The 12,429-nt window shown below is 45.4% G+C and carries 11 protein-coding genes; 8 read left to right on the forward strand and 3 right to left on the reverse strand.

The window, feature by feature from the left end:
* The first annotated feature begins 2 nt into the window (after nucleotides 1-2).
* From ffh to trmD, 6 genes are all read left to right on the forward strand, one after another.
* Nucleotides 3-1,703 carry a signal recognition particle protein gene (gene ffh, locus HXT46_RS05100; protein ID WP_004117337.1) on the forward strand — a complete coding sequence of 567 codons (1,701 nt, stop codon included), beginning with the start codon at nucleotides 3-5 and terminating at the stop codon, nucleotides 1,701-1,703.
* A 51-nt stretch (nucleotides 1,704-1,754) separates the two neighbouring features.
* Nucleotides 1,755-2,816 carry an endonuclease/exonuclease/phosphatase family protein gene (locus HXT46_RS05105; protein ID WP_004574884.1) on the forward strand — a complete coding sequence of 354 codons (1,062 nt, stop codon included), beginning with the start codon at nucleotides 1,755-1,757 and terminating at the stop codon, nucleotides 2,814-2,816.
* Nucleotides 2,817-3,124: 308 nt separating this feature from the next.
* Complete coding sequence (gene rpsP / locus HXT46_RS05110; RefSeq protein WP_004113466.1) at nucleotides 3,125-3,586, forward strand: 30S ribosomal protein S16; 462 nt, start codon at nucleotides 3,125-3,127, stop codon at nucleotides 3,584-3,586.
* A gap of 2 nt (nucleotides 3,587-3,588) precedes the next feature.
* Entirely contained in the window at nucleotides 3,589-3,822 is a 234-nt protein-coding gene (locus HXT46_RS05115; protein ID WP_004113470.1) for an RNA-binding protein, read from the forward strand.
* Nucleotides 3,823-3,830: 8 nt separating this feature from the next.
* The gene (rimM, locus tag HXT46_RS05120) at nucleotides 3,831-4,415 is read left to right on the forward strand and encodes a ribosome maturation factor RimM (RefSeq protein ID WP_004574854.1); all 585 of its coding nucleotides are present in this window, start codon (nucleotides 3,831-3,833) and stop codon (nucleotides 4,413-4,415) included.
* A 32-nt stretch (nucleotides 4,416-4,447) separates the two neighbouring features.
* On the forward strand, nucleotides 4,448-5,272 hold the full coding sequence (trmD, locus tag HXT46_RS05125; protein ID WP_285085113.1) for a tRNA (guanosine(37)-N1)-methyltransferase TrmD: 825 nt from the start codon (nucleotides 4,448-4,450) through the stop codon (nucleotides 5,270-5,272).
* Nucleotides 5,273-5,275: 3 nt separating this feature from the next.
* On the opposite strand, the gene HXT46_RS05130 is transcribed toward trmD, so the two are convergent.
* Nucleotides 5,276-5,863 carry an RsmD family RNA methyltransferase gene (locus HXT46_RS05130; RefSeq protein ID WP_421785819.1) on the reverse strand — a complete coding sequence of 196 codons (588 nt, stop codon included), beginning with the start codon at nucleotides 5,861-5,863 and terminating at the stop codon, nucleotides 5,276-5,278.
* 225 nt (nucleotides 5,864-6,088) lie between these two features.
* Between HXT46_RS05130 and HXT46_RS05135 the strand changes: the two genes are divergently transcribed.
* Complete coding sequence (locus tag HXT46_RS05135; protein ID WP_004113476.1) at nucleotides 6,089-7,027, forward strand: nucleoside hydrolase; 939 nt, start codon at nucleotides 6,089-6,091, stop codon at nucleotides 7,025-7,027.
* Nucleotides 7,028-7,055: 28 nt separating this feature from the next.
* Nucleotides 7,056-8,477, forward strand: coding sequence for an MFS transporter (locus tag HXT46_RS05140; protein ID WP_004114561.1), 1,422 nt, complete (start codon nucleotides 7,056-7,058; stop codon nucleotides 8,475-8,477).
* A 125-nt stretch (nucleotides 8,478-8,602) separates the two neighbouring features.
* Here the strand turns inward: HXT46_RS05140 and HXT46_RS05145 are convergent, their stop codons facing one another.
* Nucleotides 8,603-9,751, reverse strand: coding sequence for a PfkB family carbohydrate kinase (locus HXT46_RS05145; RefSeq protein ID WP_004113479.1), 1,149 nt, complete (start codon nucleotides 9,749-9,751; stop codon nucleotides 8,603-8,605).
* 256 nt (nucleotides 9,752-10,007) lie between these two features.
* Complete coding sequence (locus tag HXT46_RS05150; protein ID WP_415703008.1) at nucleotides 10,008-12,386, reverse strand: ATP-dependent DNA helicase RecG; 2,379 nt, start codon at nucleotides 12,384-12,386, stop codon at nucleotides 10,008-10,010.
* Nucleotides 12,387-12,429 lie beyond the last annotated feature (43 nt).

A 12,429-nucleotide genomic window follows, 5' to 3' on the forward strand; every position in this document is an offset into this window, starting at 1 on the left:
TTATGGCAGCATTTAGTTCGTTAACAGAAAGACTTTCTGGCGCATTCAAACACTTGCGCAGAAAAGGGAAATTATCCGACGCAGACATCGACGGCACGATTCGTGAAATTCGTCGTGCGCTTTTAGACGCAGACGTAGCTCTAGATGTTGTGCGATCGTTTACTGCTAAAATTCGCGAGCGCGCACTAGGCGAGGAAGTTTCTAGCGCACTGAATCCTGCTCAGCAAGTTGTGCGAATTGTAAACGACGAGCTTACAAACGTTTTGGGTTCAGGCGTTGATAGACCGCTGAATTTTGCAAAATATCCACCAACTGTAATCATGCTTGCTGGTTTGCAAGGCGCTGGTAAAACAACGCTCGCTGGAAAGTTGGGCTACTGGCTTAAGGATTCGGGTCATACGCCTTTGCTTGTTGCGGCGGATTTGCAACGTCCTAACGCTGTTACGCAGCTTGAGGTTGTTGCAGAGCGTGCAGGTGTGGCGATTTTTGCGCCAGAGCGAGGCGTGCAAAGTGACGGCGGCAGCGAAGTTGTTTCGGCTGGTTTAGCCACTGGGGACCCTGTTAAAGTTGCGCGAGATTCTATTGACTACGCGCGCGCAAAAATGTACGACACGGTTATTATCGATACCGCTGGTCGCCTTGGCGTGGACGATGCTCTTATGCAGCAGGCGCGCGAGATTCGCGATGCTGTTAATCCGCAAGAAATTCTGTTTGTTATAGACGCCATGATTGGTCAGGACGCTGTTCGTACGGCTCAAGCTTTTAACGAGGGCGTTGACTTTACGGGTGTTGTGCTTTCTAAGTTAGATGGCGATGCACGAGGCGGCGCTGCATTATCTGTTGCAAGCGTTACGGGAAAGCCGATTTTGTTCGCCTCTACTGGCGAAGGTTTGAAGGATTTTGAGATTTTCCATCCAGATAGAATGGCTTCAAGAATCCTCGACATGGGCGATATTCTAACGCTTATTGAGAATGCGCAAAAACAGTTTGACGAGGAAGAGTCTAGAAAAGCTGCCGCTAAAATATCTGAAGGAACTTTTGGACTAGACGACTTTTTGGATCAGCTTCAGCAGGTTAAAAAGCTTGGTTCTATGAAGAAGATTCTTGGTATGATGCCTGGAATGGCAGCGCACAGACAGGAACTTGAGCAGTTTGATGACCGCGAGATAGACCGCACGGAAGCTATTATTCGTTCGATGACGCCTAAAGAGCGCAAAGACACCAAGATTATTGATGGTTCTAGGCGCGCGCGCATTGCAGCTGGCGCAGGCGTTCCAGTTTCTGCAGTGAATGCGCTTTTGCAACGCTTTGAGCAAGCAGCTAAAATGATGAAGCGCATGAGCAATGGCGGCGGCGCAGGAATGCCTGGAATGGGCGGAATGCCTGGGTTTGGCGGTCCTGGCGGAAAGTCTAAGCGTAAAGACAAGAAGAGCAAGAAGAAGGGCGGAAAGTCCGGTAATCCTATGCGTCGCGAGGCCGAGGAGCGCGCGCTTAGAGAACGCTTGTCTGGAAATTCTTCTGCGAATAGTGCAAATGATGACGCGAATGGCGAGTCTGCTTTTATGAAGAAGAAGCAGGATTTGCCTAATAATTTGCCAGAAAATCTTCAAAATCTTATGAGTGGCGAAGGCGACTTTGCTGACGAAATGCCTGATTTACCTCCTAATTTGGGCGGCGGACTCGCAGGTCTTTTCGGCAGATAATGCAGATAATGTGAAGAACGCAGATAACTATATAATACGAATAATCAGTAGATGATTTACGCTATTTTACTTGCGATTTTACTTGTTGCACTTGTTTTGCTTCTAGCTTGGCAGCTACTTAGGTGGCTGCCAGCTGGAGCGGATAGACTAAAGCCACTGCCATATGTTATTGCATTGCTTCCAATTGCGCCGTTTTGCGCTGCACTTGGGCAAGTCGCCAGCGCTGTGGCTGCAGTTGCAACACGATCGCAAAATGAATTTTATAAATCTTATTTATTTTTGTGCGTAGCATATGCGCTGTTATTCGTAATCTCTTTAAAATCGTATACGCCGTATTGGGCAGTAAGATTGCTGCGAATAAAACAGGAAAAATCGCCAGAATTATCACTAGAAAAATCGAGAGAAATCCGCGTTATGACGCTTAATTGCAGATATGGTCGCGCAAACGCAAGTCAAATAATAAAGTTAGCAAAAACGCATAAAATCGATACGATTCTTTTACAAGAAGTAAGCAAAAAACTTGTAAAAAACCTTGAAAAACTTGGGATTAAACACGATTTTGCGCATGTGCAATTGGGAAGCGCGAACGGACATGAAAATGGCGGCTTTAACGCGATTTATACGCGACTAAGCAATGTTAAATCTTTTGGTAAGTCTATTAAGATTGATGCAGCAAACGTTCCAATCGTTACGGCGGTTACTCGCGACTCATCCGCGGAAAATCTTTTAATAACATTCGCTTCGGCGCATCCAAAGTCGCCTATGCGCGGATGTGCGGCTTGGAGCAACGGAATAATGGCGCTTGCAAAAATCGGCGAAAATCACAATGAAAACAACGTCAAAGACGTCAAAATAATCGGCGGAGACTTAAACTCTACTCCAGACCACCCAAGCTTTAGAGCGCTACTAAAATCAGGCTTTTTAGACGCATCAATGCAAATCGGCAAGCGACTAAAGACTTGGCCAACGTGGCAAAAATGGCCGAATCTTGCACTTGACCATGTGCTAGTAAAATCAACAGGATGCAACGCTATAGCCACAGAGCAACGCGCGATTCGCGTGGATGGAAGCGACCACTTTGCGTTAATCGTTTGCGTTTCAATCCTACTCTAGTTTGCCGCTTCTTGATGGTTTATTACTTTACCTTCGCGCATTTCCTTGCTTACTGTTGCGTGAGGGCTGGGTGTTTCTGCGCTCGCGCGGATTAGCCGCGCGAGCGACATTTCCTGAGTTTGTAGCTCAACACGCCAGTTTGAGCAACATTCTCAGGAAAACATATAGTCCACGCAATCAGTCATAATAGAAAAGTTATTCGCGTGAATCGAAGCCCTCTTATCGACCACGCGAGGAACAGTGGAACTCGCAAGGAGTGCCCCACACCCGAGCGAAATTCTACGACTCTAGTTATAAGGAGAGCCATTTTGGCAACCAAGATTCGTCTTAAGAGATTGGGCAAGAAGTTCTACGCCTTCTATCGCGTTGTAATTTCTGATTCGCGCAACAAGCGTAACGGCAAGTCCATCGAAGAGATCGGCATCTACGATCCAAACAAGCAGCCATCTTTGATTCAGATTAAGTCTGACCGCGCACAGTACTGGCTTGGCGTTGGCGCACAGCCAACCGAACCAGTGTTGAAGCTGCTAAAGATTACTGGCGATTGGCAGAAGTTCAAGGGTCTTGAAGGTGCAGAAGGCACTTTGAAGACTTCCGAAGCTGGTCCAGACGCACAGGCTCGCGTTGAGGCTGTAGAAGCCGAAGCTCAGAAGCTTAAGGCTGCTAAGTCCGAAGCCGCTGCAAAGGCTCAGGCTGCTGCAGAAGCCGCTAAGAACGAAGCTGAAGAAGCTCCAGCAGCAGATGCTGAAGCCGAGGAAAAGGCTGAGTAATTATGCTGGCTCAAGCTGTGGAACATCTCATTAAAAACATCGTTGATTTTCCAGATGACGTGTCCGTGCGTTCTCACGAAAACGCTCGCGGCGAACTCTTGCGCGTGCGCGTAAATCCAGAAGACATCGGTAGAGTTATTGGAAGAAACGGTCGTACCGCTAATGCCATTCGCGTTGTTGTACAGGCTCTAAGCCGCCACAACGTTCGCGTAGACATTATGGACGTACGTAAGTGAGATTGAACGTGGCTAAAAACCAACTTTTTGACAACCCTCAGCAAGGTTCAAACAACCTACTGAGGGTTTGTCGTATTGGAAAAGCACAAGGACTAAAAGGCGAAGTCACTGTCCAAATTTTTACCGACGAACCTTATGAGCGCTTTAAAGCAGGCAATGTGCTTTACACGCAAGACGGCGAGCGCGAGTTTACAATCGAGTCTGCGCGAACATTTAAAAGCCGTTGGATTTTGCTTTTTGAACAAAGTCTAAATCGCAACGATGCAGAGGCCTTAAACGGCTTAGAGCTTTACACTAAGGCTCAAAGCGCGCAAGAGTTAGAGCAAGAAAATGCTTGGTATATTAAGGATTTGGTGGGTCTTAGCGCGCGCATTTGTGAGAATAATTCACTTGGAGTTGCGCTGCGTGAAATCGGCAAAGTCGTAGACGTTATTGATGGTGCTCAATCATTGCTTAAAATCCGACTTTCAACTCCTGTTGGCGATGATAAAACTGCGCTAGTGCCTTTCGTTCAAGCACTGGTTCCAGAAGTTAATCTTAAAGAAAAATATTTAACTTTAGATCCTCCAGGTGGATTAATCCCAGGAATCTAAAACACATGATTTAAGCTTAAAGGCTTTATAAAATGCAAATCGACATAATCTCCGTGTTCCCTGAATATTTTCGCATGCTAGATCTGAGCTTGCTTGGTAAAGCGCAAGATAATGGCTTGCTTAAAATCAACGCGTATAATCTTAGAAAATGGACGCATGACGTTCATCAATCTGTTGATGATACGCCAGTTGGTGGCGGCGCTGGAATGGTGATGAAGCCAGAAGTGTGGGCGGAATGCCTTGATGAGCTGCTTTATAATGGAGATGACGCCGATAATGACGATAACAAAGCCGATATTGGCGATAACGGCACAGTTCTAATCCTCCCAAACCCTTCTGCCCCACTGTTTTCGCAAAAAGACGCTACCCAATTAGCAAGCGCAAAGCGACTTGTATTTGGGTGCGGACGCTACGAAGGCTATGACGCGCGAATCCCAGAATACTATCAATCGCGCGGAGTAGATGTGCGCGAATATTCCATTGGCGACTACGTTCTTAACGGCGGCGAAGTGGCTGTTAGCGTTATGGTAGAGGCCATTACACGCTTGATTCCAGGCTTTATGGGTAACCCAGAGTCGATTGTTGAAGAGTCGTACACTGGCGCGGATGCGATTCTTGAGCATCACCAATACACTCGTCCCACAACTTGGCGCGATATTAGCGTGCCTGCGATTCTTACTTCGGGCGACCACGCTAAAGTGGATCGATTCCGCAGAGATGATGCACTAGCGCGCACTAGCCAGATTAGACCAGATTTAATTGAGAAACTTGATTGCAAGTCGCTTAGTAAGCAGGATAGAAAAACTCTGATTAGCCTTGGGTGGGAGGTTTCTGGCGATTCGCCAAAACGCCTATAAAGGTCATCGATTCGTGGATTGAATGAACATAACAGCAGTTTCGCCATAGTTGCGCGTGTCGAAAATCTCCCACCCAGCACAAATCTTAGGCGCAACACTGCGCGCGCTACGCTCTAAAACAATAAGCGTGTCAGCTGCGGCACTTACAACGCCCTTACTGACCATATTCTCAATCAAAAGCTCAACTTGCTCTGTCTCTAATGCGTACGGCGGATCCACAAACACCAAATCGAACGCTTCACCGCTGTAGTCTTGTACGAACTGCTCTGCGCGTCTTTTATTTACGCGAGCGCTTAAATCTTCACTCCTCCACGCGCCTTGACTTTGTAGTACTTTAACAGTTTTTGTTATTAACGCCGCCGCAGCTGCGTTCGCTTCCACGCACACGAGTTCTCTTGCGCCCCTAGAAATCGCTTCTACACCTAACGCCGCTGTGCCAGCGAATAAGTCGAGTACTCGAGCACCATCGCATACTCCCCATGAGTCGAGCCTAGAAAAAATCGCCTCTTTTGTGCGATCTGTTGTTGGTCTTGTACATGACTTTGCAGCGCATAATGGCGTGCCTTTAAATCTTCCTGCAATTACGTGCATGTTTTAAGCATATCATTTTAAATTACTTAGACTTGTGTCGAATTTTGTTATTGATATACTTGGAACGGTCATTTGTTTATTTATATAAACAAATGTTGCTTAGCACTGGTTTCTGACGATTTATCCCAAACTACGCTAAACAATGAAGTTTGCTAAAAAGCCTAAGCATAAAATATATAAATCCCAACTACAACTGACATATAACTAAACAATTAAGGAGCTAAAATGACCACAATCATTCTAGATTGCGATCCAGGTCATGACGACGCTATGGCTATTCTGCTAGCGCTTGGCAATCCAAACATTGATTTGCTTGGTGTAACAACAGTCGGCGGAAATCAAAGCCTAGAAAAGGTGACTTACAATGCGCGAGCAACTCTAGAAATGGCACATGCTACAAATATCCCTGTTCACGCAGGCTGCGATCGCCCAATGATTCGTCCTCTAGAAGTTGCTGCTGCTGTTCACGGAGAAACCGGCCTGGATGGAGTGACTTTGCCAGAGCCAACTCGTCCTTTAGATGAGGGACACGCAGTAAACTGGATTATTGACACAATAATGAGTCATGAGCCAGGCACGATCACACTTGTACCAACTGGACCTCTTACAAACATAGCTATGGCAGTTCGCTTAGAGCCACGAATCGTTAGCCGAGTTAAGGAAGTCGTTCTCATGGGCGGCGGCTATCACGTTGGCAATTGGAGCGCAGTTGCGGAGTTTAACATTAAGGTAGATCCTGAAGCCGCTCACGTTGTGTTTAATGAAGATTGGCCTATTACAATGGTTGGTCTTGATTTAACTCATCAGGCACTTTGCACTCCAGAAGTACAAGCTAGGATTGACGCTATCGGTACGCCTCTTTCTGCTTTTGCAAGCGGATTGATGGACTTCTTCCGTAAGGCATACAAGAACAACCAAGACTTTATCGACCCACCAGTTCATGATCCTTGCACGGTTGCATATTTGATAGATCACAGCGTTGTACAAACTCGCAGATGCCCTGTAGACGTTGAGATTAAGGGAGATTTGACGCTTGGCATGACGGTAGCAGATTTGCGTGGACCAGAGCCATCGGCTGACAAGTGCCATACTCAAGTGGCAACTAAACTCGACTTTAACAAGTTCTGGGATTTGATTATTGACGCTTTAAAAGAATTGAAATAATTGAGGTAATTGAAAATAGAGGTTAATTATGACTGAGGTTTCATCTAAAAAACCATCTATGTTGGATAAGGGTGGACGATCAATCGTAGCGCTTATGGTAGCGCTGCTTGTGGCGATTTTCGCATTCCAGCTTAACGCATCTATGCTTTCTCCAGCTCTAGCAACAATGACTCGAGAGCTTAAAACAACGGATTCTCAAATCGCCTTAACGCAAACAGTATTCTTTACTGCAGCAGCATTATTCTCGCTGTTCTTGCCGCGTTTAGCTGATCTTGTTGGACGAAAAAAGGTTCTTACTGGAATTTTAATCTCCACTATTTTGGGTTGTGCAGTTAGCGCTATTGCGCCAAATGTAACAGTTCTTATGATTGGACGAATTCTTCAAGGAGCAAGCGGACCTGTTGTGCCAATGTGCTTGATTATGCTTCGCGTGCGCGTTAGCGAAGAAAAACGCTACGCAAAGCTAATGGCAATTCTTACTTCTGTGAACGGCGGTATTGCAGGCGTTGATGCGCTTCTTGGCGGCTGGCTTGCAGGAAACTTTGGCTTTAGATCCGTATTCTGGACTATGGCAGCCATTGGTATAATCGCTGTTCTTTTGGTTGCTTTCTATGCTGAAGAATCCCATGCTCAAGATACGCCAAAGATGGATTGGGTTGGAGTTGTAACCCTTGGTATAGCATTCCTAGCAGCATATCTTGCTATCAACGAGATTGGTAAACTTGCTGGCGCGAATTTGAGTCTTGTAGCAGGTCTTGTGGTTCTTGCAGTAGTATTCTTTGTAGTGTTCTGGAACGTAGAGGGCAAAAACTCTGCTCCTCTTGTTTCTACAAAATATATGAGTCAGCGTCGCACTTGGGGCTTGCTTTCTTGCACGCTTCTTACTATGACTGGCGTATTTGCAATTATGAACGGCGTTGTTCCACAGCTAGCTCAAGATGCTAAGGCTGGCGCTGGAATGGGTGCGGACATCGTAAGCTTTGCAACTCTTACACCTTACGCAATCATCGGCTTCGTGTTTGGACCTGTTGCGGGTATGCTTGCTGCAAAGTTCGGGTATCGTCTTGTGCTGCGTGCTGGAATTCTTGTGAGCGTTCTTGGCGTGGTGTTTGGAATTTATGTTGCAGCCTCGCCTTCTGTTTGGTCGCTTGTAGTGCTTTCTTTGTGGCTTGGTATCAGTTATGCTGGCGTTGCAAACATTATGCTTAACGGTCTTGGAATTGTGCTTTCGCCAAAGGATAATCCTGGATATTTGCCTGGAATGAATGCTGGTGCGTTTAATCTTGGTGCAGGCTTGAGCTTTGCGATTCTTTACGCTGTTATGACTAATTTTGTACAATCTGCTGGAGCATCAGCTGGATATATTGCTTCGATGGTTGCTGGAATCGTGCTACTTGCCTTGGCGTTTGCATGCTCGTTCTTGATTCCTAAGCCAGAAGATTGCGAGTGATTCACTAATCTAATTCATTCGTTTTCATTCTTTTAATAATTGCCTGAGAATGTTGCAGAAATCATATTTTGCGCACCATTCTCAGGCTAATTTTTTGCTCAACACCAAAGATAGAGATTTGGTATTTACACGCGCTCGTGAATGTTTTCCATTCTCTCCATTACAAGCTCTGGAGTCATCGACTCGTGCACAGCTTCTACCGATTCCGTGTTAAGAGCTGCGGCGGCTACAGCGAATCGCCCTGTCTTCGTGTTATCAAAATGATTATACCTAGCATAGATCAACGCCGCTGTAGCAGCATCGCTTGAACCATTGTCGTTGCCAACCGCGCGCACGCCTTCTCCACCGTTTCCGTGCGCAACAATCATTCTTTGTACACGTTTTAGCGGTACGGGATAGAACGCTACTCCCTCGTCCGCTACGCCATACGCTACTCCCTCGCGCCCCGAGTTAACAAACACATGCCCAACTCCGCGTTTTAGCAATACTTTAGCGCATCTTACTGCAGATTTTTCGTCTACCGCACAAATGCCTGTTAACGCCTGCGATTCGGCTGTGTCTAATATGAGTGTGTCTATGCAGTGTAGTCTGGAAAGTATTCGTGGAGCTTTTGCATCGGTTATTGCGCGCACCATTATTGGTCTGTGATAGTTGTCGCACACCCATTCGAAGGATTTTTGTGAAATGTTGGTATCTAGTGCAACTATGTCTGCGTTTTCTATTATCGATATTCTTTCGCGCAAGAAGTCTGGTGTCATGTAATCGTAGATGCTCATGTCGTCTAGTGCTAAAAGCCTTTGCCCCGATGCGTCTCCTACATACATGTATGATGCTGTCATTGCATCTGGTAGCTGCTTTGAGTATCCTATTTCTAATCCGTTTACAGACGCGTCGACTTTGAATAATTCTCCGTTGTGGTCGCCGCCGTACACGGATACTAGGCTTACTCGTGTGTTCATTCTTTCTAGTGCCACGGCTATGTTTCGTCCGACTCCGCCTAGCGCGTATCGTACTTTTGCAGCGTTTGAAGTGTAGTCCATTAGGTCTCCGCACGCGATTCCCAGCACGTCCATGCTTATTCCGCCTATTACTGTTACGTAGCTGGGTGGTGTGACTATGTATCCTTTTCCTCTAAGGTATCCTTTGCGAATAAGATTGGAAATGTGTGCAGCTACGCCTGATCTTGTTATTCCTGCTAGGTCTGCAAGTTCTTGCTGACTAATCATAGGGTTCTGTTGAATCCACGATAGAATTTGTTGTTCGCGCTCAGTCATCTTTGCCTCATCTCTCGCGATTTTACCTTTCTATATATCTAGGATATTCAAAAATTGTTTTTTTCGCACGTTTATTGTGAAAATATATATTATTTTTTATTATATTATTTTTTTATTTGGCGTTTATTTTTTTTATTTGGCGTCTGGGTGCTTAATCGTTATCAGCCGCTTTTAATAGTGCTTTTAGCCTATTAAAAGCGATTTTTGTACAAAACTACTTGGGCAATTTGTGTTTCATGAATCTGATTTCATTAATCTAATTGCTTAGTATTGCTGTGCTGCTACCTTGTGTAAAGTCTAAAACTGCTCCGGCGGTTTGTGGATGTTCTAGTAAGGTCGGGTCGTGTTCTAGTAGCGTGTTTGCGTCCTCTCTTGCTTCTGCAATGATTTTTGCGTCTTTTACTACTCTTAATAGTTTTAGACTGGATTTTCCACCTGACTGACTGTCTCCTAGAACGTCTCCAACGTTTCTTAATTCTAGGTCTTTTTGGGCTATTATGGCGCCGTCTAACGAGTTTTCTACTACTTGTAAACGTTCAGCTGCTAACTGGTTGTTTGGTGCGTTTGACACTAGGAAAGCCCAGGATTGTGTGCCTGAACGTCCCACTCGTCCTCTGAGCTGGTGTAGTTGTGCTAGTCCGAAGCGGTCTGCGTCGAAAATCACTATACAACTGGCTTTTGCTACGTCTACTCCGACTTCTATAACCGTTGTGGAAACTAGGATTTGTACTTGTCCACTGTCGAATTTGTGCATTATTTCGCGTTTTTCTTCGTCGCTTGTACGACCTGTTAGTTGTGCGAATTCTACGCCTTTGAATTGTGGTAGGTTTTGTAAGCGTTTTGATATTTGTAAAACTGTGTGGACTTCTCGCTGAGCAATTTGTGTATTTTGGGTATTTTGTGAATTTAGAGTGTATGAGTCTTGGTTTTCTTGGTAGATCGCATCAGCATTATTGTAAGTATTATCGTTGTTTTCTTCACTGTATTCACTGTCTATTCGAGCACATACAACATATGCTCGCTCTCCTGCATCGATTCTAGAGCGAATGTGGTAGAACATGGATGCCATCTTATGCGAGTCTTCTTCGTTTATTACAAAAGTGCGGATTGGTTTGCGTCCGCCTGGAAGCTCTGTTAAATAGGATGCGTCTAGGTCTCCAAACCATGTCATTGCTGCGGATCGCGGTATTGGTGTGGCTGTCATGACTAACAAGTGTGGAACCGCGTTTCCGCTTATCTTGCGTAATAGTGTGTCTCGTTGTTCTACGCCAAATCTGTGCTGTTCGTCGATTATCACCAGCGCTAGGTTTGTTGGTTTAAAGCTTGCGGAGAAAGCTGCGTGTGTTGCCACAATAATCGCTGGCTCTCCACTTGCTACTTTTGCTAGTGCACTTCGTCTGCTGGCTAGCTTCATTCCGCCTGTTATGAGCGTTATTTCAACGTTTATCCCTGCACGCTCAATCATCTGTTGTAGGTTTGTGGCATGCTGTGATGCTAATACTTGTGTTGGGGCTATTAGTACCGCTTGGTGTCCTGATCCTACGGCTTGTAGCATTGCGCTCATTGCTACTATTGTTTTTCCAGAGCCGACTTCTCCTTGCAAAAGACGACGCATTGGTTTTAATGGGGACTCCTCGGTTGCTTGAGATTCGCCTTGCATATCTGCTGTTATTTCGCTAATAACGTTTTTTTGTCCTTCTGTTAGCTCGAATGGTAGGCTTTCTTCAAAGTGTTTTCTTAGCTCGCTGTTTTCGCACGTGTATGCCTTATTTTCCCCTGATTTTTTGCGTGATTGCAAAACTGCTATTTGTGATATGAATGCTTCTTCGTAGCGCATTGTGTGTATTGCGTTTTCAAAGTCGTTTTTGTTTTGTGGATTGTGGATTGATTCGAATGCTGCCGCGCGGTGCATTAGGTTTCTACTCTTTGTGACGAATTGTGGCAGAACATCTGGCAAAACATCTGAAAGAATATCTGTATCGGGAACATTAGGATCGCCAGAATCGCAAGTCTTAAAAAGTCGCAATAATCCTAAAATCGTCTCGTGAATATGTTCACTAGATATTCTCGAATTTGCGTGGTAAATCGGTTGTGGCGCGCAAAGTTTTTCAATCCCATCTTCTACACTTTGCACAGAAAAATCATCGCTGTTTTGCACGCGCACATCAGTATTATAAGCAGAATCATCGCTTTCAGCACTCTTTGCTCGAACAGTTAGAATCTGCGGATGTGTAAACTGTAGTCTCCCATTGAACTCGCCGCTTGTGCCTCCTACAACAACGGTTTGTCCTACTGCAATTCTGCCACTAACCCATTGCACGTATTGTCTGTTCTTTGAAAAATACACAATCTGTGCTTGTGCCGCATCTTGCGCTACGTTTACTTCTAGCCGATATCCTCGTCGCGCTGCCATTTGCACTATGTTTATAGATTGTATTGTCGCTGAGAACGCAACTTCTTGACCTGGCAAAATTTGGCTTAAATGCGCGCGTTTTAGCGGATTTGTGACTCTAAATGGGTAGTATGTTAGCGCGTCTTTTACTGTGATTACACCTAGCGATTTTAGAGCAGACGCGCGTCTCTTGTTGCTTACGATTGACGATATTGCTGTGTTTAGTGTTATGCGTGCTGCCATACTTCGATTATAATCGTTGCGCTACGATTTAAGCGAAAAATAG

The sequence above is a fragment of the Gardnerella sp. DNF01204 genome, assembly GCF_049244145.1.
In the GTDB taxonomy this organism is placed as follows: domain Bacteria; phylum Actinomycetota; class Actinomycetes; order Actinomycetales; family Bifidobacteriaceae; genus Bifidobacterium; species Bifidobacterium vaginale.

What these genes read in the sequence shown, in the direction of transcription:
- ffh (WP_004117337.1), top strand. Translation starts at nt 3, where the DNA reads ATGGCAGCATTTAGTTCGTTAACAGAAAGACTTTCTGGCGCATTCAAA.
- HXT46_RS05105 (WP_004574884.1), top strand. Translation starts at nt 1,755, where the DNA reads ATGATTTACGCTATTTTACTTGCGATTTTACTTGTTGCACTTGTTTTG.
- HXT46_RS05115 (WP_004113470.1), top strand. Translation starts at nt 3,589, where the DNA reads ATGCTGGCTCAAGCTGTGGAACATCTCATTAAAAACATCGTTGATTTT.
- trmD (WP_285085113.1), top strand. Translation starts at nt 4,448, where the DNA reads ATGCAAATCGACATAATCTCCGTGTTCCCTGAATATTTTCGCATGCTA.
- HXT46_RS05130 (WP_421785819.1), bottom strand. Translation starts at nt 5,863, where the DNA reads ATGCACGTAATTGCAGGAAGATTTAAAGGCACGCCATTATGCGCTGCA.
- HXT46_RS05135 (WP_004113476.1), top strand. Translation starts at nt 6,089, where the DNA reads ATGACCACAATCATTCTAGATTGCGATCCAGGTCATGACGACGCTATG.
- HXT46_RS05140 (WP_004114561.1), top strand. Translation starts at nt 7,056, where the DNA reads ATGACTGAGGTTTCATCTAAAAAACCATCTATGTTGGATAAGGGTGGA.
- HXT46_RS05145 (WP_004113479.1), bottom strand. Translation starts at nt 9,751, where the DNA reads ATGACTGAGCGCGAACAACAAATTCTATCGTGGATTCAACAGAACCCT.
- HXT46_RS05150 (WP_415703008.1), bottom strand. Translation starts at nt 12,386, where the DNA reads ATGGCAGCACGCATAACACTAAACACAGCAATATCGTCAATCGTAAGC.